Source organism: Rhizobium sp. N324, assembly GCF_001664485.1.
Classification (GTDB): Bacteria; Pseudomonadota; Alphaproteobacteria; order Rhizobiales; family Rhizobiaceae; genus Rhizobium.
In genome coordinates, this window is record NZ_CP013630.1 from 4,378,308 (window position 1) to 4,401,376 (window position 23,069).

General features: G+C 62.5%; 24 protein-coding genes. 13 read left to right on the top strand and 11 right to left on the bottom strand.

Annotation, left to right across the window (positions count from 1 at the left end; genetic code table 11):
• Positions 1-26 precede the first annotated feature (26 nt).
• From hemC to AMK05_RS21100, 6 genes are all read left to right on the top strand, one after another.
• Complete coding sequence (gene hemC / locus AMK05_RS21075; RefSeq protein WP_064840990.1) at positions 27-956, top strand: hydroxymethylbilane synthase; 930 nt, start codon at positions 27-29, stop codon at positions 954-956.
• 7 nt (positions 957-963) lie between these two features.
• Positions 964-1,671 (top strand): uroporphyrinogen-III synthase, encoded by a 708-nt coding sequence (locus tag AMK05_RS21080; RefSeq protein WP_064840991.1) that lies wholly within the window; start codon positions 964-966, stop codon positions 1,669-1,671.
• A 68-nt stretch (positions 1,672-1,739) separates the two neighbouring features.
• On the top strand, positions 1,740-3,029 hold the full coding sequence (locus tag AMK05_RS21085; RefSeq protein ID WP_171899813.1) for a COG4223 family protein: 1,290 nt from the start codon (positions 1,740-1,742) through the stop codon (positions 3,027-3,029).
• Between the two features lie 4 nt (positions 3,030-3,033).
• Positions 3,034-4,644 carry a heme biosynthesis protein HemY gene (locus AMK05_RS21090; protein ID WP_064840993.1) on the top strand — a complete coding sequence of 537 codons (1,611 nt, stop codon included), beginning with the start codon at positions 3,034-3,036 and terminating at the stop codon, positions 4,642-4,644.
• A gap of 17 nt (positions 4,645-4,661) precedes the next feature.
• A complete protein-coding gene (locus tag AMK05_RS21095; protein WP_064840994.1) occupies positions 4,662-5,147 on the top strand; it encodes a tellurite resistance TerB family protein in 486 nt (161 codons plus the stop codon).
• Positions 5,116-5,889, top strand: coding sequence for a glutamine amidotransferase (locus AMK05_RS21100; RefSeq protein WP_064840995.1), 774 nt, complete (start codon positions 5,116-5,118; stop codon positions 5,887-5,889). The genes AMK05_RS21095 and AMK05_RS21100 overlap by 32 nt, the downstream gene beginning before the upstream one ends.
• 30 nt (positions 5,890-5,919) lie before the next feature.
• On the opposite strand, the gene AMK05_RS21105 is transcribed toward AMK05_RS21100, so the two are convergent.
• Positions 5,920-7,155, bottom strand: a complete 1,236-nt coding sequence (locus tag AMK05_RS21105) for an MFS transporter (protein ID WP_064840996.1) — start codon at positions 7,153-7,155, stop codon at positions 5,920-5,922.
• Between the two features lie 139 nt (positions 7,156-7,294).
• Here AMK05_RS21105 and AMK05_RS21110 point away from each other — a divergent pair, with 139 nt between their 5' ends.
• Together AMK05_RS21110 and AMK05_RS21115 are read left to right on the top strand one after the other, a co-directional pair.
• Positions 7,295-7,585 carry a YggT family protein gene (locus AMK05_RS21110; RefSeq protein WP_003543619.1) on the top strand — a complete coding sequence of 97 codons (291 nt, stop codon included), beginning with the start codon at positions 7,295-7,297 and terminating at the stop codon, positions 7,583-7,585.
• Entirely contained in the window at positions 7,582-7,893 is a 312-nt protein-coding gene (locus AMK05_RS21115; protein WP_064840997.1) for a DUF167 domain-containing protein, read from the top strand. Before AMK05_RS21110 ends, AMK05_RS21115 begins: the two co-directional genes overlap by 4 nt.
• Before the next feature lie 4 nt (positions 7,894-7,897).
• On the opposite strand, the gene ppa is transcribed toward AMK05_RS21115, so the two are convergent.
• The 4 genes from ppa to AMK05_RS21135 all read right to left on the bottom strand — a co-directional run bounded on the left by ppa (position 7,898) and on the right by AMK05_RS21135 (position 13,351).
• Positions 7,898-8,434, bottom strand: a complete 537-nt coding sequence (gene ppa / locus AMK05_RS21120) for an inorganic diphosphatase (RefSeq protein ID WP_064840998.1) — start codon at positions 8,432-8,434, stop codon at positions 7,898-7,900.
• A 146-nt stretch (positions 8,435-8,580) separates the two neighbouring features.
• Complete coding sequence (locus tag AMK05_RS21125) at positions 8,581-9,087, bottom strand: GNAT family N-acetyltransferase (protein ID WP_003582861.1); 507 nt, start codon at positions 9,085-9,087, stop codon at positions 8,581-8,583.
• 198 nt (positions 9,088-9,285) lie between these two features.
• Positions 9,286-11,106 (bottom strand): translational GTPase TypA, encoded by a 1,821-nt coding sequence (gene typA / locus AMK05_RS21130; protein ID WP_064840999.1) that lies wholly within the window; start codon positions 11,104-11,106, stop codon positions 9,286-9,288.
• 157 nt (positions 11,107-11,263) lie between these two features.
• Positions 11,264-13,351, bottom strand: coding sequence for a M3 family metallopeptidase (locus tag AMK05_RS21135; RefSeq protein ID WP_064841000.1), 2,088 nt, complete (start codon positions 13,349-13,351; stop codon positions 11,264-11,266).
• 212 nt (positions 13,352-13,563) lie between these two features.
• On the opposite strand from AMK05_RS21135, the gene AMK05_RS21140 reads away from it, so the two are divergent.
• Positions 13,564-13,995, top strand: coding sequence for a hypothetical protein (locus AMK05_RS21140; protein WP_064841477.1), 432 nt, complete (start codon positions 13,564-13,566; stop codon positions 13,993-13,995).
• Positions 13,996-14,100: 105 nt separating this feature from the next.
• On the opposite strand, the gene AMK05_RS21145 is transcribed toward AMK05_RS21140, so the two are convergent.
• From AMK05_RS21145 to AMK05_RS21155, 3 genes are all read right to left on the bottom strand, one after another.
• Positions 14,101-14,742 carry a LysE family translocator gene (locus tag AMK05_RS21145; RefSeq protein ID WP_064841001.1) on the bottom strand — a complete coding sequence of 214 codons (642 nt, stop codon included), beginning with the start codon at positions 14,740-14,742 and terminating at the stop codon, positions 14,101-14,103.
• Positions 14,743-14,866: 124 nt separating this feature from the next.
• Positions 14,867-15,319, bottom strand: a complete 453-nt coding sequence (locus AMK05_RS21150; protein ID WP_064841002.1) for a DUF6130 family protein — start codon at positions 15,317-15,319, stop codon at positions 14,867-14,869.
• Between the two features lie 92 nt (positions 15,320-15,411).
• Positions 15,412-15,819 (bottom strand): organic hydroperoxide resistance protein, encoded by a 408-nt coding sequence (locus AMK05_RS21155; protein ID WP_064841003.1) that lies wholly within the window; start codon positions 15,817-15,819, stop codon positions 15,412-15,414.
• 396 nt (positions 15,820-16,215) lie between these two features.
• Between AMK05_RS21155 and AMK05_RS21160 the strand changes: the two genes are divergently transcribed.
• Entirely contained in the window at positions 16,216-16,437 is a 222-nt protein-coding gene (locus tag AMK05_RS21160) for a DUF2798 domain-containing protein (protein ID WP_064841004.1), read from the top strand.
• 15 nt (positions 16,438-16,452) lie between these two features.
• Here the strand turns inward: AMK05_RS21160 and AMK05_RS21165 are convergent, their stop codons facing one another.
• Positions 16,453-17,367 carry a LysR family transcriptional regulator gene (locus tag AMK05_RS21165; RefSeq protein WP_064841005.1) on the bottom strand — a complete coding sequence of 305 codons (915 nt, stop codon included), beginning with the start codon at positions 17,365-17,367 and terminating at the stop codon, positions 16,453-16,455.
• Positions 17,368-17,645: 278 nt separating this feature from the next.
• Between AMK05_RS21165 and AMK05_RS21170 the strand changes: the two genes are divergently transcribed.
• A complete protein-coding gene (locus AMK05_RS21170) occupies positions 17,646-18,614 on the top strand; it encodes a DMT family transporter (RefSeq protein ID WP_064841006.1) in 969 nt (322 codons plus the stop codon).
• A gap of 50 nt (positions 18,615-18,664) precedes the next feature.
• Here AMK05_RS21170 and AMK05_RS21175 read toward each other — a convergent pair whose 3' ends face one another.
• Complete coding sequence (locus AMK05_RS21175; RefSeq protein ID WP_064841007.1) at positions 18,665-19,333, bottom strand: NUDIX hydrolase; 669 nt, start codon at positions 19,331-19,333, stop codon at positions 18,665-18,667.
• Positions 19,334-19,505: 172 nt separating this feature from the next.
• Here AMK05_RS21175 and AMK05_RS21180 point away from each other — a divergent pair, with 172 nt between their 5' ends.
• A complete protein-coding gene (locus tag AMK05_RS21180; protein ID WP_064841008.1) occupies positions 19,506-20,408 on the top strand; it encodes a VWA domain-containing protein in 903 nt (300 codons plus the stop codon).
• 56 nt (positions 20,409-20,464) lie between these two features.
• A complete protein-coding gene (locus AMK05_RS21185) occupies positions 20,465-21,688 on the top strand; it encodes an adenylosuccinate synthetase (protein WP_064841009.1) in 1,224 nt (407 codons plus the stop codon).
• Positions 21,689-21,746: 58 nt separating this feature from the next.
• Here AMK05_RS21185 and AMK05_RS21190 read toward each other — a convergent pair whose 3' ends face one another.
• The gene (locus tag AMK05_RS21190) at positions 21,747-22,970 is read right to left on the bottom strand and encodes an argininosuccinate synthase (RefSeq protein ID WP_003567353.1); all 1,224 of its coding nucleotides are present in this window, start codon (positions 22,968-22,970) and stop codon (positions 21,747-21,749) included.
• Positions 22,971-23,069 lie beyond the last annotated feature (99 nt).

Genomic DNA, 23,069 nt, shown 5'->3' on the forward strand with positions numbered 1-23,069 from the left:
ACTCCGGTAACAACGGAACTGAGCGGATGCAAACAAAACCTTTTCGGATCGGCACGCGGGGCAGCCCGCTGGCGCTTGCCCAGGCGCATGAGGCCCGCGACAGGCTGATGGCGGCGCATCATCTGCCTGAGGAGATGTTCGAGATCGTCGTGCTGACGACCAAGGGCGACCGCATCACCGACCGATCGCTTTCCGAGATCGGCGGCAAGGGCCTGTTCACCGAGGAGCTTGAACAGCAGCTTGTGTCAGGCGAGCTGGATTTTGCCGTGCACTCCGCCAAGGATATGCCGACCCACCTGCCGGACGGCCTTCATCTCTCCGCCTATCTGCCTCGCGAAGATATCCGCGATGCCGTCATCGGCCGCACCGCGCCCAAACTGATCGACCTGCCGCATGGCGCCACCGTCGGTTCCTCGTCGCTGCGCCGTCAGGCGCTGATCCGCCGCATGCGGCCCGATATCAATGTCGTGACCTTCCGCGGCCTGGTGGAAACGCGCCTGCGCAAGCTCGAAGAGGGCCAGGTCGACGCGACCTTGCTGGCCCTTGCCGGCCTGAAACGGCTCGGGAAGGTCGAGGTTATCACGGATATCCTCGACCCCGATACCTTCCCGCCGGCGCCGGCGCAGGGGGCGATCTGCATCGAAAGCCGCATCGGCGACACCCGGGTCGACGATCTGCTGGCGCCGGTCAACGATCTCGCGACCTTCGACACCGTCTCCTGCGAACGCGCCTTCCTCGCCGCGCTCGACGGCTCCTGCCGCACGCCGATTGGCGGTTATGCCGTCTGCGAAGGCGATCTGATCCGTTTCTCCGGCCTCATCATCACCCCCGACGGCCGCAGCCAGCATGCGGTGACGACCGACGGCCACCGCCGCGATGCGGCGGCACTCGGCACCCGCGCCGGCCAGGACGTGCGCGCCAGGGCCGGCAGCGCCTTTTTCGACGACTGGCACTGACGCGGCCATGCGCGTGCTCGTCACCCGCCCCGCGCATTCGGCTGAGAAAACCGCACAACATTTGCGCGATATGGGCCACGAGCCCTTGCTGCTGCCACTGCGCCAGCCGCTGCACGACAGCGCCGCAGCCGCAACAGCACTTGCGGGAACCAGCGGCGCAATCGCGGTGACCAGCGCCGAAGCCGTCCGGGTCCTTTCCGCGCTCGGCGAGCGCCTTCGTCCGCATCTTGCCCGCCCGCTTTTCGCCGTCGGCGAGACGACGGCGGATGCTGCGCGCCGCCTCGGCTTCCGATCGGTCGCTTCATCCCGGGGCAACGGGGGCGATCTCGCCGGGCTCGTCGCCGCGCAGGCAGCGGACGGCTTGCTCTACCTTGCCGGCACGCCGCGTGCGGAAACATTCGAGGCAGGATTGCGTGAACATGGCATCCGCTTTTCGGTCGCCGAATGTTATCGCATGCAGCCTGTCGCCCCCAACCCGGCCGAGATCGAGGCGATCTTCGCAGCCACGCCGCCGCAGGCCGTTCTCTTCTATTCCCGGCAGACGGCCGAGGATTTTTTCAGCGTGGCGGAACTTCGCTCGGCCCTGTCGGTAGGAAGCGGAATCCGCCTTCTCTGCCTCAGCGAGGCGGTGGCGCAGGCCATCCCGGCGGCGCTGAAAAAAAATGCGGCGATTGCGCCGATGCCGGATGAGAAAAGTCTTTTGTCGCTGCTTTGAATGCTTTAGCCGCCCAAATTTGATCTAACCTCTTCCCTTAATTGGCATCACTGTCTAGTTTCGTTGCAATGCAGGATAAAGAGGACCTCATGGTATCCGGAAACCCGCCACGCCATTCGAAGAGCGCCGACGAGCCGGTCACGATCGACCTCGAAGCACAGGATTTCGCCTCTGCAGCCGATACCGAAAAGCCGGTCGAGAATGATGTCGGCGACGCCGACAACAGCCCCGCCGATGCCGGCGTGACACCTGAAGCCGACGCTGCGCCGCAGGTCGAAGATGAGCGGATCGAACAGGAAAAAGCCGAAGACGAGAACCAGCCCGGAACGGATGTGCACGAGAAGAAGCCCGCCCCCGAGCCTGCCTTCACGCCTCCTCCCGAACAGCCGCGGCGAGCTGGCACCTCCGGTCTCATCGCTGCCGGCATCTTCGGCGGCCTGGTGGCGCTGCTTGGCGCCGGCGCCATTCAATATGCCGGCTATCTCCCGGGCTCCTCCGTGCAGCAGACAGCCTCGCCTGACATCGCCGATCTTTCCGGCGAGATCGATGGCCTGAAACAGACCGTCGCCAACCTCGCCGCCAATCCGGCGAGCGCAGATGACAGCGCGCTTGAAAAGCGTATCGCCGCGCTGGAAACGACAGCCAAGGCGCCCACCGCCGCCGCACCGGCCGATTCGGCAAATGTCGAGGCACTCAACCAGAAAATTGCCGAGCTGACCGGTCAGGTCGACCAGCTGCGCGCCACGCTCGCCCAGTCTTCCGAGCAGCAGACGACGAGCGGCGCCGATATCGCCAAGCGTCTCGACGAGGCTGAGAAGAAACTGAACGAGCCACGCGAGGATGTCGCCGTCGCCCGGGCGATCGCGGCGGCCGCCCTCAAGGCCGCGATCGATCGCGGCGGGCCGTTCCTGGCCGAACTCGATACTTTCGCCGGCGTCGCCCCCGACGATCCCGCCGTTGCCGACCTCCGCGGCTTTGCCGAGACCGGCATTCCCTCGCGCGCCGAACTCACGCGCCAGGTTCCCGATGTCGCCACCGCGATCGTCGAAGCCGTCAATCAGCCGGATCCGAACGAGAGCTGGTCGGACCGGCTAATGTCGAGCGCCAAGTCGCTGGTGTCAGTCCGCCCCGTCGGCAATATCGAGGGCGACAGCGTCGAAGCCATCGCCGCCCGCATGGAGGACAAAGTGAAGAGCGGCGATCTGCCCGGTGCTTCCGCCGAATGGAACAATCTGCCGGCTCCCGGCAAGCAGGCGTCCGCCGCCTTCAAGCAATCGCTCGAGGCGCGTATCCGCGTCGAGGAACTGGTCGGCGGGGCGCTGTCGAAAGCCGTTTCCGGCACCGGCAAGGAGGGATGAGACCATGCTGATCCGCCTTGTCGCCTTCGCCCTCTTCGTGCTGCTTCTCGCCTATGGCTTCTCCTGGTTCGCCGATCGCCCAGGCGACCTCTCGCTGATCTGGGAGGGTCAGATCTACCAGACGAAGCTGATCGTGGCGGTCAGCGCGATCATCGCTCTGATCGCCGCCGTGATGATCGTCTGGTGGTTCATCCGCCTGGTCTGGACCTCGCCGCATTCGGTCACCCGCTATTTCCGCGCCCGCAAGCGCGACCGCGGTTATCAGGCGCTGTCGACCGGCCTGATCGCCGCCGGCGCCGGCAATGCGCTGCTCGCCCGCAAGATGGCCGCCCGCTCGCGCGGCCTCATCCGCGCCGATCAGGAGCCGCTGATCAACCTGCTCGAGGCCCAGGCCGCCCTGATCGAAGGCCGCCATGACGAGGCGCGCGCCAAATTCGAGGCGATGGCCAACGATCCCGAGACACGCGAGCTCGGCCTTCGCGGCCTTTATCTGGAGGCCCGCCGCCTCGGCGCCAACGAGGCCGCCCGCCAATATGCCGAAAAGGCTGCCGACAACGCCCCCTATCTGCCCTGGGCCGCGCAGGCGACGCTCGAATATCGCAGCCAGGCCGGCCGCTGGGACGATGCGATCCGCCTGCTCGAACAGCAGAAGGCCGCCCGTGTCGTCGAAAAGGCCGACGCCAACCGTCTGCACGCCGTCCTCCTGACGGCGCGCGCCGGCGAGAAGCTGGAAGGCAACCCGACGGGTGCCCGCGACGACGCGCAGCAGGCGCTGAAGCTTGCCGCCGATTTCATTCCGGCCGCCCTCATTGCCGCAAAGGCGCTGTTTCGCGAAGGCGGCGTGCGCAAGGCCGCCTCGATCCTCGAACAGGCATGGAGATCGGCACCGCATCCCGAGATCGGCCAGGCCTATGTCCGAGCCCGCAGCGGCGATTCCACCCTCGACCGGCTGAAACGCGCCGAGCGTCTGGAAGCGTTGCGCCCGAACAATGTCGAATCCCTTCTCGTCGTCGCCCAGGCCGCACTCGACGCGCAGGAATTCGCCAAGGCCCGCACCAAGGCGGAAGCCGCGGCGCGCATGCAGCCGCGCGAAGCCGCTTTCCTGCTTTTGGCCGACATCGAGGAGGCCGAGACCGGAGACCAGGGCCGCGTGCGCCACTGGCTGGCCCAGGCGCTGAAAGCCCCGCGTGATCCGGCCTGGGTGGCGGATGGTTTCGTGTCGGACACATGGCTGCCGGTATCGCCGGTGACCGGCCGCCTTGACGCCTTCGAATGGAAGGCGCCCTTCGGCCAGATCGAGGGGCCGCTCGAAGACGGCTCAGTGCCGCCCATCGAAACCGCTCTGAAGACCTTGCCGCCACTGCGCGACGTCAGGCCGGAAAGCCCGGTCAACGACCATCGCATCATCGAACTGGAACGCGCCGCAACGATTGCCGAGGCTGTGCGCCCGACGCCGGCACCAGCACCGGCAAAACCGAAGCCCGCCGAACCCGTCAGCGACAAGGCGCCGGCACCGGGCGAAGCGAAACCTTTCTTTGGCGGCCTGCCGGATGATCCCGGCGTTCGCGACCCCAGGGTGGAACCGGAACCCAAGACACGGCTCCGCCTTTTCTGAAATGGAACGAAAACCGCATGTTCGAACGCTTTCAGGCATTCTTCCAGAATCTCACCGCCGACCGCCCAAAGAAAGGTTTCGCCCCGGATGATCCGCGCATCGCGGTGGCAGCGCTCTGCATGCAGGTCATGGAGGCCGACGGGCAGATCAAGGCCAGCGAGAAGAAGCGGCTGCGCAAGCTGTTGAAGGAGCAATATGCGCTCGACGGCAAGCAGCTCGATGCCCTGATGGCTGCCGGCCTGGAGGCCGAAAGCACTGCCGTCGATTATTACCGCTTCACCGCCGACCTGAAACGCCATCTCAATACCGAGCAGCGGCTGGAGCTGATCGGCATTCTCTGGGACATCGTCTATGCCGATGGCGAACGCAGCGAAATGGAGGACCATGTGATCTGGCGTATCGCCGATCTGCTCGGCGTCTCCTCGCGCGAACGCATCCAGAAGCGGCAGGAGGCCGCCGCCAGGGTGACGGATGTTCGGGTTGCGCAAGATGACAGCGACTGAGCAAAAGCCGGAACGCGACAGCCGCCCGATCCTCATCGTTCTACATCAGGAACGGTCGAGCCCCGGCCGTGTCGGCCAATTGCTCGTCGAAAAGGGCTACCGCCTCGATATCCGCCGCCCGGTTCTCGGTGAGCCGCTGCCGACGACGCTCGAAGACCATGCTGGCGCCGTCGTCTTCGGCGGGCCGATGAGCGCCAACGATCCCGACGACTTCGTTAAGAAGGAGATCGGTTGGCTCGACATCCCCTTGCGGGAAAAACGCCCCTATCTCGGTATCTGCCTCGGCGCGCAGCTGCTGGTGCGTCATCTCGGCGGCAAAGTTCAGCCGAATGCCGACGGCTCGACGGAGATCGGCTGGTATCCGTTAAGGCCGACAGAGCGGGGCCGTCTGCTGATGCATTGGCCGAAGATGGTGTATCATTTCCACCGCGAAGGCTTCGACCTGCCGCACGGCGCCGAGCTGCTCGCAGAAGGCGATGCCTACCCGAACCAAGCTTTCCGCTATGACGGCAATGCCTGGGGCCTGCAATTCCATGCCGAACTGACCCGGGTGATGATGCATCGCTGGGTGGTGCACGGCGCGCATCGCTTCATCCTGCCGAACGCCCAGCAGGGCCGCGAACACCTCGAAGGCCGCATGCTGTTCGACGCGCCGCTGAAAGCCTGGCTGACCGAATTCCTCGATATCGTCTTCGAAGGCAAGACGGCGAAAACAGCCTCGCCGATCACACTTCCCGCGTAGAGTTCTGCGTATCCGGCAGCACGCGCGATCTCACGTGCTGGGCGCGTCGAGCGTATCGATCCGCCGCAATTTCGGGAAACTCGAAGCCCAGATCGCCGCGACCGCCAAAGTCCCGATACCGCCGATAACGACCGCCGGCACCGCGCCGAAGATCGAGGCCATCGTGCCGGCTCTGAATTCGCCGAGTTCGTTCGAAGCGCCGACGAAGACCATGTTGACCGCATTGACGCGGCCGCGCAGCTGATCGGGCGTCCAGAGCGCAATCAGGCTTTCGCGCACATAGACCGACACCATGTCGGCTGCCCCCATCAGCGCCAGCGCCGCGATCGAAACTTCGGTGTTGGTCGAGATGCCGAAGATGATCGTTCCCAGTCCGAACAGCGCAACCCCGATGAACATGTAAATGCCGGCGCGGTGCTTCAGCGGATAGGCGGCGAGGAAGATCGCCATGACGATGGCGCCGAGCCCCGGTGCGGCACGCAGCAGGCCGAGCCCCCAGGGGCCGAGCGTCAGGATATCGCGGGCAAAGATCGGCATCAGCGCCGTCGCGCCGCCGAGCAGCACCGCGAAGAGATCGAGCGAGATCGCCCCGAGCACCACTTTTTCGGCGCGGATGAAACTGAAGCCGCCAAGGATCATCGCCCAGCTCTTGGTCTCGCCCGTCATCTTCTGCTCCGGCTTCGGGATCATGTAGAGAAGAGCCGCGCCGAGCACGGAAAAGATCACCGCCACCGTATAGGCGGTCGTGGCGCTGACGCCGTATAGCAGACCGCCGATCACCGGCCCGGTGATTGCCGCGAGCTGCCAGGACGAAGAATTCCAGGCGATCGCATTGGAAAGATCCTGCTCCGGCACCAGATTGGGAGCCAGCGACTGCACCGCCGGCGACATGAAGGCGCGCTCGATGCCGAAGACCAGAAGCACCGCGAAAACCGGCAGCGGCGTGAAGGTCCCCATTACAGTCATGACCAGCAGCGCCAGCGTGCAGAGCGCGCTGACCAGCGAGCAGAGCGCTGCGATCGCCCGGCGATTGTACCGGTCGGCCACCGAACCGGTGACCAGCATGAGCAGCAGCGACGGCAGGAATTGCACAAGACCGATCAGGCCGAGATAGATCGCCTTGCCCGTCTGGTCGTACATCTGCCATCCCACCGCGACGCTGACGATCTGCTGCGAGAAGGACAGCAGGAAGCGCGCGAAAAAGAACCGCGTGTAGGACGAATGCCGGAACGCGGCAAAACGGTCTCCGGTGGGCGAGAACGACATGGGCGTTGTCCGAGGAAGCGGAGGCCGGAATGGTTGCGGGCCGCCCGTTAAACAAGATTTGCCATGCGTCTGCACACGGCACTTGCTCGTTTAGTCGCCAATGTCTACATGTCTGTCAACAACGAATTTGGAGAAGACGATGTTTGCGCTGTTTCAAACCATTGATTTGGCTTTGAATATTTACACCTGGATCCTGATTGCCAGTGCCATTTTTTCCTGGCTCTATGCCTTCAACGTTATCAACTCCAGCAATCAGTTCGTCAATTCGGTCGGCACATTCCTCTATAACGTCACCGAACCCGTGTTGAAGCCGATCCGCAGCCGGTTGCCGAACCTTGGCGGCATCGACATTTCGCCGATTATCCTGCTGCTGATTATCTTCTTCCTGCGCACCTTGCTTTGGACAACGCTGTACCCGCTGGTCGCTTGAGCCGTCCCTGGAGGCAGTTCGATGACCATCTCCGTCTCGCCGTTCGGCTGACCCCGAATGGCGGGCGTGACGCGATCGACGGCATCGAGGCCGACGGCGAGGGCGAAACGCACCTGAAGGCGCGCGTCACCGCGGTCCCGGAAAAGGGCAAGGCCAACAAGGCCCTGATCCTTCTTGTCGCCCAATCGCTGCGCATCCCCAAATCCAGCATCAGCCTCGTCGCCGGCGACACCGCGCGTAAAAAAATCCTCCGGATCGAGGGCGACCCGGAGGATTTGGCAAAAAAGCTCGAAACCTTGTTAGGCTGAACAATCAGCCTTTCGTCTTCTTGGCGCGCTCGACCGCTTCGAGGATGAGCTGGCCGGCTTCCTGGGAATCGCCCCAGCCGAAAATCTTCACCCACTTGCCGGGTTCCAGATCCTTGTAGTGCTCGAAGAAGTGCTCGATCTGCTTCAGCGTGATCTCGGGAAGGTCGGTATAGTCCTTCACCTTCTCATAGCGCAGCGTCAGCTTCGGCGACGGCACGGCGATGATCTTCTCGTCCTTGCCGGAATTGTCTTCCATCTTCAGCACGCCGATCGGGCGCACATTGATGACGCAGCCCGGAACCAGCGGGCGGGTGCTAGCGATCAGCACGTCGATCGGGTCGCCATCCTCAGACAGCGTGTGCGGCACGAAACCATAATTGCCCGGATAGGTCATCGGCGTATAGAGGAAACGATCGACGACCAGCGTGCCGGCTTCCTTGTCCATTTCATACTTGATGGGATGGCCGCCGACCGGAACCTCGACGATAACGTTGACGTCCTCAGGTGGATTATTACCGATGGAAATGGCGTCGATGCGCATAGGAACTCCCGCGAGGTTGAATTGCTCGCAGCCAGATAATCAGTTTCATGCGGCAACGCAACATTTGACATCACCAATGCGTGATGGCATCGGCGCAAACAGATCGAAACTTTCGAATAGGGACAGGCGACTGCCGACCAGGCCGGTCAGTTCCAGATGAAGCCGATCTTCTTCAGCTGCTTGTGGTCGAAATTTTCCATGCCTTCGCAGAAATCGACACCGCCGTGATGGCGGTAGAAGCGGCCGGCAGTCTCGTTTTCCTCAAGGCACCAGACGACCAGCCCGTTGCAGCCGAGCGACTTCAGCAGCCGGCGCGCCTCGCCGAACAGCATCCGGCCGAGACCGATGCCCTGATATTCCGGCCGAAGATAGAGCTCGTAGATTTCGCCTTCCTGCGGCAAAGCGCGGGCGCGGTTGAGGCCGAGCGTCGCGTAGCCGGCAACCGTTCCGGCGACATCGAGAACCAGGAGCGTCGCCGGTCCGCGCGTCGCCTTGCGCCACCAGTTTTCACCGCGGCGTTCGATCATCTGCGTCAGGGCGCGATGCGGAATGATGCCTGCGTAAGTGTGCTGCCAGGCGAGCCTGTGCGTTTCCGATATGGCTCGGGCATCGTGCGGTTCGGCCCGCCGAACATCGATCGACAACGTCTTCATAACGTTTACTCTGGTCCCGCCAAAGGCAATTAACCATATGCGGCCAGCGCATCGTGATCGATTGCCCACAGACTTGATATGTGGACGACAGATAAAATTTAACGCTTTTTTAACGATTGTCACAAGTCGGAATCAGCGCAGCGCACAATAAAAAACCCCGGCGCCAAGGCCGGGGTTTTAAGGGAAGGCTTCAAACTCTTAGAGGGCCGCCTTGGACTTTTCGAAACGCTTGCGGTCGTTTGCGTCGAGATACATCTTGCGCAGACGAATATTCTTCGGCGTCACTTCCATCAGCTCGTCTTCCTGGATCCAGGAAAGCGCGCGATCGAGCGTCATGCGGATCGGCGGCGTCAGCTTCACCGCTTCGTCCTTGCCGGCGGCGCGGATGTTGGTCAGCTGCTTGCCCTTCAGGACGTTCACTTCAAGGTCATTATCGCGCGTATGGATGCCGATGATCATGCCGGCATAGACCTTTTCGCCCGGCTCGATGATCATCGGGCCGCGATCTTCCAGGTTGAACATCGCGTAGGCGACGGCTTCGCCGGAAGCATTGGCGAGCAGCACGCCGTTGACGCGGCCGCCGATCACACCCTTATAGGGCTGGTAGTCGTGGAACAGCCGGTTCATGATCGCCGTGCCGCGGGTGTCCGTCAGCAGTTCCGACTGGTAGCCGATCAGGCCACGGGTCGGTGCGTAGAAACGCAGGCGAAGACGGTTGCCGCCCGACGGACGCAGCTCGACCATTTCGGCCTTGCGCTCCGACATCTTCTGCACGACGACACCGGAATGTTCTTCGTCGACGTCGACGACGACTTCCTCGATCGGCTCCAGAAGCTGGCCGCTTTCATCCTTGTGCATCACGACGCGCGGACGCGACACGGCAAGCTCGAAGCCTTCGCGACGCATGGTTTCGATGAGAACGGCGAGCTGAAGTTCGCCGCGGCCGGAGACGTAAAACGAATCCTTGCCTTCGGCTTCTTCGATCTTCAGGGCTACGTTGCCTTCCGCTTCCTTGAAGAGACGGTCGCGGATGACGCGCGAGGTCACCTTGTCGCCTTCGGTGCCCGCCAGCGGGCTGTCGTTGACGATGAAGGACATGGTGACGGTCGGCGGGTCGATCGGCTGCGCCTTCATGGCTTCCGAGACGGAAGGATCGCAGAAGGTGTCGGCGACGGTGCCCTTGGAGAGGCCGGCGATCGCGACGATGTCGCCCGCATGGGCTTCGTCGATCGCCGTGCGCTCGATGCCGCGGAAGGCGAGGATCTTGGAGATGCGGCCGGTTTCGATCAGCTTGCCGTCCTGGCCGAGAACCTTGACGGCCTGGTTCGGCTTGATCGAGCCCGATGCGATGCGGCCGGTGATGATGCGGCCGAGGAAGGGGTTGGCTTCGAGGATCGTGCCGATCATCCGGAACGGGCCTTCTTCGACGGTCGGCTCCGGAACATGCTTGAGCACCAGGTCGAGAAGCGGCGCAAGACCCTCGTCCTTCGGCCCTTCCGGATTGACGTTCATCCAGCCGTCGCGGCCCGAACCGTAAAGGATCGGGAAGTCGAGCTGCTCGTCGGTCGCATCGAGATTGGCGAACAGATCGAAGACTTCGTTGATGACTTCTTCGTGGCGGCCGTCCGGACGGTCGATCTTGTTGATCGCGACGATCGGGCGAAGGCCGACCTTCAGCGCCTTGGAGACGACGAACTTGGTCTGCGGCATCGGGCCTTCGGAGGAGTCGACGAGAACGATCGCGCCATCCACCATCGAGAGGATACGCTCGACCTCACCGCCGAAGTCGGCGTGGCCGGGGGTATCGACGATGTTGATGCGGACACCCTTCCACTCGACCGAGGTCGCCTTGGCGAGAATGGTGATGCCGCGTTCTTTTTCGAGATCGTTCGAGTCCATCACGCGTTCGGCTACGCGCTGATTTTCGCGGAACGAGCCGGACTGCTTGAGAAGCTCATCCACCAGGGTCGTCTTGCCATGGTCGACGTGCGCGATGATCGCGATATTGCGAAGTGCCATATGTGAAATCTCTGAGGCTGCGGCGCACGCTCTTGAGGACGCGCCTATTGGTTTGGGGCGTCCATACAGTTTTTTTTGCGTTTGCGAAAGAGGGGAACGCGCAAAAGCTGCGGCATGGCTGCCGCCATGCCGCATCGAAGCGTGTCATCAAATTGTCTTAGGCGTCGCTGCCTGTCAATTCCTCGAAGGTCGAAAGTCCCTTTTTGACCAGCATCGCATCCGGGCTCGGCAGCTTGCCGCGGAAGGCCTTGTAGGCATCTTCCGGATCGATCGAGCCGCCGACGGAATAGATGTTTTCCTTGAGTTTGCGCGCCATCTCGCCGTTGAAGGCGTCGCCCGTCTCCTCGAAGGCGGCAAAGGCGTCGGCATCGAGCACCTCCGACCACATGTAGGAGTAATAACCGGCCGAATAACCGCCGGAAAAGATGTGCTGGAAGTGCGGCGTCGCATGGCGCATGACGATCGATTTCGGCATGCCGATCTCGGCCAGCACCTCCGCCTGCACCGCCATCGGGTCGGCGACTGCCTCCCGCGTGTGAAAGGCCATATCGACAAGCGCCGACGAGGTGAACTCGACGGTGTTGAAGCCGGCATTGAAGGTCCGCGCCGCCAGCACCTTGTCGAGCAGCGCCTGCGGCATCGGCTCGCCGGTTTCGACATGCACGGCATAACGCTTCAGTATATCGGGCACCGTCAGCCAATGCTCGTAGAGCTGCGACGGCAGTTCGACGAAATCGCGCGAGACGCCGGTGCCGGACACGGAAGGATAGGTGACGTTCGACAGCATGCCGTGCAGCGCATGGCCGAATTCGTGGAACAGCGTGCGGGCATCGTCGAGCGACAGCAGCGCCGGTTTGCCCTCGGCCGGCTTGGCGAAGTTGCAGACATTGTAGATGATCGGCAGCTCGCCGTGGCGGCCATTCTTCAGTTGGAGCTTGTGCTGCGATTGCAGCGAGCTCATCCAGGCGCCTGATCGTTTCGAGCCGCGGGCGAAATAATCGCCGAGGAACAGCGCGACCAGCCGGTCTTCGCGATCCCTGATTTCGAACACCCTGACATCCGGGTGATAGGCGGCCACGTCCTTCTTCTCGACGGCGCGGATATCGAACAGCCGTTGGGCCACGTCGAAGCAGGCCTCGATGATCTTCTCCAGCTGCAGATAGGGCTTGAGTTCGGCTTCGGAGAAATCGAACTTCCGCGCCCGGATCTTTTCGGCGTAGTGGCGCCAGTCCCAGGGCATCACCTCGTGGTTACGCCCCTCCTCGGCGATCAGCGCTGATATACCGGCCTCCTCCTCGCCGGCGCGTTTCACCGCACGCGCCCAGACGGCCTTGAGCAGGTCGTTCACCGCATCCGCCGTCTTCGCCATCGTATTGTCGAGCTTCAGCTCGGCGAAATTGCCGTAACCGAGCAGGCTCGCCACCTGATGGCGCAGCGCCAACGTTTGCTTGATGACGCCGCGATTGTCCGTCTCGCCGTCATTTTCGCCGCGCGCCACCCACGCTTTGAAAGCCTGTTCCCGCAGATCGCGGCGCTCCGAAAAGGTGAGGAACGGCTCGATGATCGAGCGCGACAGCGTCACCGCATATTTGCCCTCGTCGCCGCGTTCGCGCGCCGCCGCGGCCATTGCGTCGCGCAGGAATTCCGGCAGCCCGTCGAGTTCGGCCCCATCGGAAAGTACCAGGGCCCAGGCCTTCTCGTCGGCCAGCACGTTCTGGCCGAATTGCGTGCCGAGACCGGCAAGCTTTTCATTGATCGCGGCGAGTTTCTCCTGCTCGGCCTTCTCGAGCTTGGCGCCCGATTTGACGAAACCTTTCCAGTGGCGCTCCAACACGCGTGTCTGTTCGAGCGTCAGGCCGAGGCTCTCGCGTTTTTCCCAGAGCGTGTCGATGCGCGCAAAGAGCGCGGCATTCATGCCGATCTTCGAATAGTGGCGCGACATCTTCGGCGAGATCTCCCGCTCCAGCGCCTGGATCACATCATTGGTATGCGCGCCGGCCTTGTTCCAGAACAGCGCCGAAACGCGCGACAGCGCATCGCCGGCAATCTCCAGCGCCGTGACGGTATTATCGAATGTCGGCGCCTCACCGTTTCCGGCGATCTCGTCGATCTCCCTTTCATGGGCGGCGAGCGCCGCTTCGAAGGCGGCGGCGAAATCGCCGTCATCGAGAGCATCGAAACGTGGCAGGCCGTGAAGACCGTCCCAGTTGACCAGCGCCGGATTGAAATCACGGGGAGAAGACATCGGAGAAATTCCTTTTTGGCATGCAGGTGGATCGTCAATATAGGAGAGCGGCCGTGGAATTGGTATGTTGCAGGCAAGCGCCTTTCGCCCCACCCGCCAAATCTGGTGGACAAAAATTGACGCGCTAGAATTAACCACTTGTTAACGATTGACGCGAATCACGCGCAAGCGCTAGTTTCCCCATATTCTTCCTGTAAGGGGACATGCGCGCCATGGAAATTTTTTCTGTGCGGTCTTGTCAGAGTTTGCTATTTAAAAACAATCCCAATAACTCGAAAACTTCGAAGAGCTCTGATATTGAAATCGAGACCAGAGCTCCGGCCCCGGCCTCGTTCCAGATCGACGACAATAGTGACGAAGGCCCGGATTTCACCGCGGTCAGCCCTGGTGAACTGCGCAATTACGCGCGTCAGAGTTTCGACAGCGGCCTGATCGATCAGAACACCTACGCTGCGATCTCCGAGCCTCTGCCGATGCACGCGATCGATCCGCTTGGCAACGTCATCGATCTCTCCAGCGTCACCGACGGCACGAGCTTCAATTTTCTCGATTATTACAAAAGTCAGTTGCAGATCGCCACGTCGATCGGCGATCCCGATGAGGTCCAGACGCTGAAATCGATCGTCGATTTCCTGGATAGTTGAATTAAAGCATGTCGCCCAAAAGTGTGCAGCGGTTTTGGGTGAACGACATGCGTAAAAACAAAGAGCTAAAGCGCAAAGAGCGAATCTGAAAGATCGCGACGCGCTTTAGGCTTTGCGCCAGCCGATGAGGCCGGGCGTTGCGTGCCAGAGTGCCTGAGCGGCAAACCCCATGAAGAGGACGCCGGAGCAGCGCACGATCAGCCGCTCATGGGCGCGATAGAAGCGGCGAACCGCGCCGGCGCCGATGATGCCGATCAGGATGATGTCGGCCGTCACGAAACCGACGAAGGACACGCAGAGAAGCATCGGCAATGCCTCGAAATCAAGCGCCCCGGCCGAACCCGCGACCAGCGCGGTGAAGGTGGCGAGCGCCACCGGATATCCCTTGGGATTGGTGACGCCGAAGATCAGCCCGCGGCGAAACGGCCGCTCGACCACCATCAGAGCCTGTCCCGCCGCTTTCGGCTTGGCATTGACCGCACTCCAGCCGATCCAGGCGAGATAGAAGCCGCAGGCAAGGCCGAGCAGGTCGAAGACGAAGGTTCCGATGGTCTTTGCCCCGACGATCGCGATCAGCGCCAGCGACGACCAGATGAGATCCCCGACCAGATGCCCCATCATGAAAAAAGCGCCGGCTTTGCGCCCCTGCCCGGCGCCGATGCCGAGCAGTTGCAGAAAGGCGGGTCCGGGAATGAGCACGTAGAAAAGCGCCGCCAGAAAGGCGCCGAAGACCAGGGACTGCGTCATGGACATACTCCGGAGGATGATTTGGCAGACTAAGCGATGGCAGGCACCCGTCAAGAGCTGTGAGAAAACGGGATCAGGTCGCAAACGCCACTGGCGGCAGCTTCCGGCTCAACATAATAGACCTCTAAGGATGCGCGCTGTCGATCGCCGGCACGGTGAACTTCACGACCTCTCCGCCCAGCACTTCGTGTTCCGGCGTGGCGATTTCGATGAGCACCTTGTGTTCACCAGTCGGCAGGCCGGTCAGGACGATAGCGCCGGTACCGCCGGCATCGGCCCAGCGCCAAGGCAGGTCGTCAATGCTGACATGAAGGTGACCGGCCCTCGGCGAGACCTCGCTGGCGCTGGCGCCGAAGATTGGCAGGATGCGGAAGTTTTCGGTTCGATAGGGAATGATGGCCACCGCTCTCTTCGCGAGCGGTCCCGGAAGCGGCTGATCCACGAAGAGTTTGGGTGCAGGCTCGTTCTGGATGGGAAGAAACGGCGTGGCTGCATGATGCGGCGTTTGCGCGTGGATGGGCGTGCCGGCGGCAAGCAGTAAAACTGCCGTTGCGAGGGCTCTTGCGATCGTGGTCATGACAAAATCCTTTGGAAGTCGCGCCTGAGACCACCGACATATGCCGGGACGCTGGCGCGACGTGGGGTGAACGGCCCTTGATCGGAGCCCGATCAAGCGACCTTGAGTTCGACGGCAATGTTGCCGCGGGTGGCCTTGGAATAAGGGCAGAGCTGGTGAGCACGCTCGACCAGCGCCTTGGCGAGATCCGCCTCGATGCCCGGCAGCTTCGCATTCAGCCGCGCCTGCAGCACATAGCCGTCGTCATTCGAGACCAGGTCGATCTCGGCATCGATGGCGGCGTCGGCGGGCACACGGAGCTGGCGCTCGGCCGCGGCTCTTCCGATCGCGCCGAGGAAACAGGCCGACCAGCCCGCAGCAAAGAGCTGCTCGGGATTTGTGCCTGGGCCCGAGGAACCGGGCGGGGACAGTTTCACATCGAGGCGCCCATCGGAACTGCGAGACGCGCCGTCACGGCCGCCGGTGGTGTTGGTGGTGCCGGTGTAGATGATTGTCGACATTCAGATACTCCTTGTCGGTTTGTTCGACGCCGCCCGGGATCAAGGGAATTGGGCTGCGATGACGGAAAAATGAGCTCTGCAAGTCCGGTCCGGTAGCGGGCAGAAACGAGAGTGAGCCTCTCGTTTTCGATCAGCGGCGCCTCCGGCAACGAGAAGCGGGATCGCTGCGACAATGTCGAAAAGTCTCGTGTTGCGTCCTCATATCCGCGGCGCGCCAGGCGACCGGGTAGACAGGCCTAACGGTTCCCCGACCGTTGAGAACTTGCAGGATTCGGGAGGCTGCCTCTCGGGTTCTCTCGCTACCGCCGGTGCCGGAATTGCGCGACTTTCAAAGCGCTAACCAGGGATCGTCACCACTGAAGCGGTCCCGCTTTCACATCCAGCCGGGAGACCGACATGAACACGGATTTCAAACGCAAGATCGTCTTCGCTCTATCGATGGGCATCGTAACGACAGGGCTGATCTCTTTTACACTGCTTGCGCTCAACCTGGGCTTCTCGAAGGGGTTCGCCCTGACATGGCTCCGCTCGTGGAGCATCGCCTATCTCATCGTCATCCCCGCCATCCTGCTGGTCGGCCCTCGCCTTCAGGCGCAGATCGATCGCGTCGTTCGTTGAAGGCAGGGGCCAGCTTCATTCCGATGAAGGCGCATCGCCGTAGTTGCTGCAAACCGCGCGAAGGCGGGGGAGCGCCCAATCGATGAAGGCACGCACCTTGAGGGCAAGCAGGCCCTGACGCGAATAGACGATGTTGACCGGCTTGGGCCCGCCGCCATAGTCCTTCAGGATCTGCACAAGCGCGCCCGAGGACACTTCCTCCGGAACTTGATAGTCGAAGAGGCGGGCAATGCCGGCCCCCTTTAGCGCGGCGGCGACGCAATTGGCCGCCGTGTTCACCTCGATCCGGCTACGCGGCAGGATTTCGACGGGCTTCCCGTCGATCTCGAAACTCCAAAAGAACGACCGCTTGTGGAACATGATCCCATCGTGATTGGCAAGTTCGGTCGGATGTTGGGGAAGGCCATGCCGCTCCAGATAGGCCGGACTTGCGCAGGTCAACAGACGGAACTCACCGGCCTTGACGGCGTGGAGCGAACTGTCTTCCAACTCACCAAGTCGGATGGCGACATCGACCTGCTCATTGACCAGATGAACAGAGCGGTCGATTGAAAGAACGTTCAATATCACCTGCGGATGCTCGTTCATGAAATCAAGTGCGATCGGCAGGACATACCGGTGGCCAAACTCGATCGGCATTGTGATGGTCAGCAGTCCCCGCGGCGTCTGGTACTCGCCAGACGCCCTGCGTTCGACCTCTTCCAGATCGGCGATAATCTTGCGTGCCGCGTCGACATAGTCGCGACCGGCATCGGTGAGCTGCAGGTTGCGGCTTGTTCGGATGATGAGGTTTGTGCCGAGATATCGCTCCAGATCGGCGACCTTGCGGCTGACGCTCGGCAGCGGTGCGTTCAGCTTCCGGCTACCCGCCGACAAGCTCCCGGCATCAACCACCGCAAGCAGAACCCGCATTGCATCAAGCCGATCCATATTGCCCCGATGGTTGGAAGCCTCTCTGTTTAGGATATGAGAAATCGGTTCTGCTGAATAGGCGGTTCCGCCGTTCACCTCGGGCCTCGACGACGCAGATCGCCTGACGATCCCAGGCGTATCGAGAGGGTGGCTCTCATTTTCACCGGGTACCGGCCAAGGCCCGTAGCCGGTAAATTTTACCCATTCGATCCCATATCCCGCCCGATTGGCCGATCGAAGCGGCCGGGCGTCACGACGATCAAGGTCCAGCAACCAACGCCAAAAGGGTGAACATTATGGACAGACTCTTCTATGTCGGCGTGTCGGCCGCGCTCTTTGCGGCCTTTGCCTTTTCGCTCAACTTTGTTGTGCCGTTCATCATCGGTGACTATTCCACCTTTGATTTTGCCCTCATCCGTCATGTCGTCTCGGCCCTCATTGGGCTTTGCATTCTGTTTTCGCAGAAAGGTGCGATGCGCCATCTCACGCTTCGGAACTGTCTGCAGGCCATCTGGCTCGCCTTCGTCGGATATGTCGGCTACTTCCTGACCGTGACCGGAGCGGCCGTCTTTGCCGGCCCCGTCATCGCTCCGGCCTTTCTCGGTCTGGTGCCGATCGTATTGATGATCATTGGCAATCAGCGTCAGGGATCATTGCCGTGGCGATCCCTTATGATGCCTCTGGCGCTGGTGCTGGTCGGCCTTGTTCTCGTCAATGGCACGGCATTCACGGCTGAAGGATTGGGCTCCGTCGAATCCCTGTGGGTTGGCGTGCTGCTGGCGCTTGCTGCCGTGGGACTTTGGGTCTGGTTCGCTCTTGCCAATCAGGCCGCCCTCGCTGCCCGACCAGAAATGCCCTCCGGCGTGTGGTCGGCCCTGATCTTGGTCGGAGGTGGCGTCTTGATGCTGGTCTTCTATCCCGTCGGCGCCGCGATGGACCTGTTCCAGCTTCCGGTATTGGGATTCGGCTGGGATGCCGCCGGCAGCCTATATGTTTGGGGCGCGTCTTTCGCGCTGCTGGCAACCGTAGGCGGCGTCTGGGCCTGGAACATCGCATCACGGAGCCTGCCCGTTGCCCTGGCCGCACAGTTGATCGTTTCGGAAACGGCCTTCGGCGTCATCGGAGGACTGGTTGTCCATGCTCGCTGGCCGACCCCGATCGAAATCGCTGGGGTGGCTGTCCTGATCGCCGGCGTTGTTCTGTCGGTGCGGATTTTCTACGATCGCCAATTTGCATCGGGAAAGATATCGCTTGCGCACGAGTGACCCTCCCACGTTCAGCGCATCGCTCCGGCGAGACAGAGCAACCGATGCGTTCAAATTCTTCGGTCGAACACAGCAACCGGCGTCTTCAGACGATAGAGCGTCGTCGGCCGCCGGGCCCGCTCGGTCTGCCGTTTTTCGCCTTCGACCACCTCGAGCAGATCCAGATCATTGATCTTGCGGCGAAAGGCGCTTTGGTCCAGCCGTTCGCCCATCACCGTTTCATAGATTGCCTGCAGTTCCGACATCGTGAAGACCTCGGGAAGCAGCCTTGCCGGGATGGTCGAATAGGCGCCCTTGCCGCGCAGCCGCGCCAGCGCGGCGGTGACGATCTCATGATGGTCGAAGGGCAGTTCGCCAGCGGCCTCGACCGGCCGCAATTCCAGCGGGCCGGCGCCGCCCTCCAACGCTCCCTGCGGGACCAGCGCAAAATAGGCAATCGATACCGACCAGTCGCGAGGATCGCGCCGCGCCGAAGCGAAGGTCGCCAGCTGTTCGAAGAAAATGCCCTCAAGCCCTGCCTTGGCCTTGAGGATGCGCCGCACCGCCGCCTCCGCATCGGCGTCCTCGTCAATGTGCAGATAGCCGCCGATCAGCGCCGGAACGCCGGCAAAGGGCTCGGCGGGCCGCGGCAGCAAGGCCACGCATAATCGTCCTTGGTGCAGCGTCAGCAAGACGATGTCGACCGTCACGATCGGCCGCGCGAATTCAGCCTCTGCCATTGGCATCTTCCTGGTGAGCGTTCCGGGCTCTCATAACGGCCAATCATAAAAATAACAATTTGCAAATAGCAACTTGCAAAGTGCAATTTGCAAGTCTATATGATAGATAGCGAAGGCAGCGGGCAGGACGCCCGGGCCTGATCGCCAAGGCAACAAGCAAAGGAGTGATGCCATGGGTATGGGACGTTTCAGCACAGCCGACTGGGCGGCCTACAATGCACGCCATGTGGATGGCCGCAGCCGGTCCGAAGTATTCGGCGCCACCGGCATCGACCCCCGGTTCGATCCGGCGCGCTTTGCCACCCGCGAGAGCCGCGACAGCGCCTACAATCCGCAGTCGACGCCGATCATTCTCGCCTCGGATGTGACCGGCTCGATGGGCATGATCGCCCACGAGCTGATGCGCGGCGGGCTCATCACCCTGACATCGGAAATCTATGACCGCCGGCCGGTATCCGATCCGCATATCATGGTGGCAGCGATCGGAGATGCGTATACCGATACCGCACCGCTGCAGGCCACCCAGTTCGAGGCCGACATCTCGCTTGCCAACCAGATCCGCGCGCTGTGGCTCGAAGGCAAGGGCGGCGGCAATGATGGCGAAAGCTACAGCGCCGCCCACCTTCTGGCAGCCCTCAAAACGTCGACCGATGCCTTCGAAAGGCGCGGCCGCAAAGGCTATCTCTTCACCATCGGCGACGAGCCGGTTCATAATGGCCTGACTGCCGACCAGATCGCTCGCATCTTCGGCATCGAACCGCCGCGCGGTCTGAGCGCCCGGGAATGCCTTGCGATGGCACAGAGATCCTATGAGGTCTTCCACATCGTCATCCGCGAGGGTTATGCAGCCGCGTGGCTCGACCGGGTGCTGCAGAGCTGGCAGCCCTTGCTGCCAGGCAGGACCTTCGTGCTCGACGACCACAGGCGCATTGCCGAGCTGGTGGTCTCGATCATCGAGATCACCGAGGGTCGGGACGCCGGCGACGTGGCCGCCAGCTGGCCGGGTGCGGCTGCCGCAGTCGTCGCCAAGGCCATCGGCGAACGCCCGAAGCGGCGCCTGCTGCCTTTCTTTTGATACGGTATTCTAACTGCCCCGGCGCGGTCGCGCCGGGGCCATTGAGGAGCAGAATGATGGGTATCCAAGCACAGGCCGTGATCGGCGCGCTTTATGGCGACGAAGGCAAGGGACTGATGGTCGATCGCCTTGCCGCAGCGACGCCGAGGGCCGTGGTGGTTCGCAGCAATGGCGGCGCTCAGGCGGGCCACACCGTGGTCGATTCCGCCGGCCGCCGCCATGTCTTCCATCATATCGGCTCGGGCAGCTTTGCCGGGGCCGCCACGCATTTCAGCCGCTTTTTCGTCGCCCATCCGATGCTGCTGCTCGGCGAGCTGACGGATCTCAGCCAGCTCGGGGTGAGGCCTGAGATCAGCAGCGACCCGCGGGCACCGGTCACCACGCCCTTCGACGTCATCATCAACCAGGCCTTGGAGCTGGCGCGCGGCACTGCCCGTCACGGCAGCTGCGGCCTCGGCTTCGGCGAAACCATCGAACGCAATCTGCGCCCGGAATTCGCCCTCTCGACCAAGGATCTGTTCCGCCCCGATCTGCACGCCCGCCTTGTTTCCATCCGCGATGCCTGGGTGCCCGTCCGGCTGGCCGCACTCGGCATGACCGCCCTGCCCGCAGAGCTGGCCGCCGCGCTGGCCGACGACACCACCATCGCCCGCTTCGAGGCCGATTGCGCCGCCTATCTCGACCGCGTCACGCTCTGGCCCGACCGGCGGCTGTGCGAACGCGGCGCCGTCATCTTCGAGGCGGCGCAGGGCCTCGGGCTCGATCCGGACTGTGGCGCCTTCCCCCATGTTACCCGCTCGAATACCGGGCTCGCCAACATGTTCGCTATTGCAGCCGAAGCCGGCATCACCGCGCTCGACGCAACATATGCGACGCGCTGCTACACCACCCGGCACGGCGCCGGCCCCCTCAAGGGCGAAGTTGCCGCACTGCCCGGCATCACTGTCGTCGATCCCACCAATGCGCCGAACGAGTGGCAGGGCAGCCTGAGGCTCGCGCCGCTCGATCTCGGCACGTTGCGCGAGGCGATAACACGCGATCTGACGTTGGACCGCAGCGGCATCACCGTCAAAGCCGGACTGGCGGTCACCTGCCTCGATCAGGCGGAGGATGGTTTTGCCGTAACGGATGACGGAGAGGCGATACGGCTTGATCCTGCCAAGGCGGCGTCTGACATAGCCGAACGCGTCGGCCTGCTGCTCTGGGCCGAAAGCTGGGGACCGCGCCGCGGTGATGTCAGGCTGTATGCAGATGCAGCCGCCGCGAAAGTCGCTGAATAACAAAGAGCCCGCGCGGCAATGCCGGCGGGCTCATATTCCGCGTAAACGCGAACGGCGATTACTTCACGAGGTTGCGCTTGCCGAGCGTGCGCAGACGCAGCGCATTGAGCTTGATGAAGCCGGCCGCGTCCTTCTGGTCGTAGGCGCCCTGATCGTCCTCGAAGGTGACGAGCTTGTCGGAATAGAGCGACTTTTCGCTTTCGCGGCCGATGACCATGACATTGCCCTTGTAGAGCTTCAGCGTCACTTCGCCTTCGACATGCTCCTGGCTCTTGTCGATCAGTGCCTGCAGCATCTCGCGCTCCGGCGAGAACCAGAAGCCGTAATAGATCAGCTCGGCGTAACGCGGCATGATCTCGTCCTTGAGATGGGCAGCCCCGCGATCGAGGGTGATCGATTCGATGGCGCGATGCGCCGAGAGCAGGATCGTGCCGCCGGGTGTTTCGTAGACGCCGCGCGACTTCATGCCGACGAAGCGGTTCTCGACGAGGTCGAGACGGCCGATGCCGTTGTCGCGGCCGTAATTGTTGAGCGTCGCCAGCAGAGTCGCCGGCGACATCTCGACGCCGTTGATCGAGACGGCATCGCCCTTGCGGAAGCCGACCTTGATCACCGTCGCCTTGTCGGGCGCGGCTTCCGGGGAAATGGTGCGCATATGCACATATTCCGGCGCCTCCTGGGCGGGGTCCTCGAGAACCTTGCCCTCGGAGGAGGAATGCAGAAGGTTGGCGTCCACGGAGAACGGCGCCTCGCCCTTCTTGTCCTTGGCGACCGGGATCTGATGCTGCTCGGCGAAGGCGAGCAGGTCGGTGCGGCTCTTGAACGCCCAGTCGCGCCACGGCGCGATGATCTTGATGTCGGGGTTCAAAGCATAAGCGGACAGCTCGAAACGAACCTGGTCGTTGCCCTTGCCGGTGGCGCCGTGGGCGATCGCATCCGCCCCCGTCTTGCGGGCGATGTCGATCAGATGCTTGGAGATCAACGGACGGGCGATCGAGGTGCCGAGCAGATAGACGCCTTCATAGACGGCATTGGCGCGGAACATCGGGAAGACGAAATCGCGCACGAATTCCTCGCGCACATCCTCGATGTAGATCTCCTTGATGCCGAGCATCTCGGCCTTCTTGCGCGCCGGCTCCAGCTCTTCGCCCTGGCCGAGATCGGCGGTGAAGGTGACGACTTCGGCGCCGAGCTCGGTCTGCAGCCACTTCAGGATGATCGAGGTGTCGAGACCGCCGGAATAGGCGAGAACGACTTTCTTCACGTCTTTGTATGATGCCATGATGATGAGGTCCGTTGCATAAAAGGCCGGCGAAAACCCGGTGTCGCGGCACTTTTAGCGAGATTGACGCGTGACGCAAGGGCAAGTGTGACGCCACCG

Coding starts and splice junctions, on each gene's coding strand:
- AMK05_RS21160 (WP_064841004.1), top strand. CDS start 16,216: ATGAACACGGATTTCAAACGCAAGATCGTCTTCGCTCTATCGATGGGC.
- AMK05_RS21110 (WP_003543619.1), top strand. CDS start 7,295: ATGTTTGCGCTGTTTCAAACCATTGATTTGGCTTTGAATATTTACACC.
- AMK05_RS21085 (WP_171899813.1), top strand. CDS start 1,740: ATGCAGGATAAAGAGGACCTCATGGTATCCGGAAACCCGCCACGCCAT.
- AMK05_RS21095 (WP_064840994.1), top strand. CDS start 4,662: ATGTTCGAACGCTTTCAGGCATTCTTCCAGAATCTCACCGCCGACCGC.
- AMK05_RS21150 (WP_064841002.1), bottom strand. CDS start 15,319: ATGACCACGATCGCAAGAGCCCTCGCAACGGCAGTTTTACTGCTTGCC.
- AMK05_RS21105 (WP_064840996.1), bottom strand. CDS start 7,155: ATGTCGTTCTCGCCCACCGGAGACCGTTTTGCCGCGTTCCGGCATTCG.
- AMK05_RS21175 (WP_064841007.1), bottom strand. CDS start 19,333: ATGGCAGAGGCTGAATTCGCGCGGCCGATCGTGACGGTCGACATCGTC.
- AMK05_RS21165 (WP_064841005.1), bottom strand. CDS start 17,367: ATGGATCGGCTTGATGCAATGCGGGTTCTGCTTGCGGTGGTTGATGCC.
- AMK05_RS21180 (WP_064841008.1), top strand. CDS start 19,506: ATGGGTATGGGACGTTTCAGCACAGCCGACTGGGCGGCCTACAATGCA.
- AMK05_RS21190 (WP_003567353.1), bottom strand. CDS start 22,970: ATGGCATCATACAAAGACGTGAAGAAAGTCGTTCTCGCCTATTCCGGC.
- AMK05_RS21080 (WP_064840991.1), top strand. CDS start 964: ATGCGCGTGCTCGTCACCCGCCCCGCGCATTCGGCTGAGAAAACCGCA.
- AMK05_RS21100 (WP_064840995.1), top strand. CDS start 5,116: ATGTTCGGGTTGCGCAAGATGACAGCGACTGAGCAAAAGCCGGAACGC.
- AMK05_RS21135 (WP_064841000.1), bottom strand. CDS start 13,351: ATGTCTTCTCCCCGTGATTTCAATCCGGCGCTGGTCAACTGGGACGGT.
- typA (WP_064840999.1), bottom strand. CDS start 11,106: ATGGCACTTCGCAATATCGCGATCATCGCGCACGTCGACCATGGCAAG.
- AMK05_RS21090 (WP_064840993.1), top strand. CDS start 3,034: ATGCTGATCCGCCTTGTCGCCTTCGCCCTCTTCGTGCTGCTTCTCGCC.
- AMK05_RS21125 (WP_003582861.1), bottom strand. CDS start 9,087: ATGAAGACGTTGTCGATCGATGTTCGGCGGGCCGAACCGCACGATGCC.
- AMK05_RS21185 (WP_064841009.1), top strand. CDS start 20,465: ATGGGTATCCAAGCACAGGCCGTGATCGGCGCGCTTTATGGCGACGAA.
- AMK05_RS21155 (WP_064841003.1), bottom strand. CDS start 15,819: ATGTCGACAATCATCTACACCGGCACCACCAACACCACCGGCGGCCGT.
- AMK05_RS21145 (WP_064841001.1), bottom strand. CDS start 14,742: ATGACGCAGTCCCTGGTCTTCGGCGCCTTTCTGGCGGCGCTTTTCTAC.
- ppa (WP_064840998.1), bottom strand. CDS start 8,434: ATGCGCATCGACGCCATTTCCATCGGTAATAATCCACCTGAGGACGTC.
- AMK05_RS21140 (WP_064841477.1), top strand. CDS start 13,564: ATGGAAATTTTTTCTGTGCGGTCTTGTCAGAGTTTGCTATTTAAAAAC.
- AMK05_RS21170 (WP_064841006.1), top strand. CDS start 17,646: ATGGACAGACTCTTCTATGTCGGCGTGTCGGCCGCGCTCTTTGCGGCC.
- hemC (WP_064840990.1), top strand. CDS start 27: ATGCAAACAAAACCTTTTCGGATCGGCACGCGGGGCAGCCCGCTGGCG.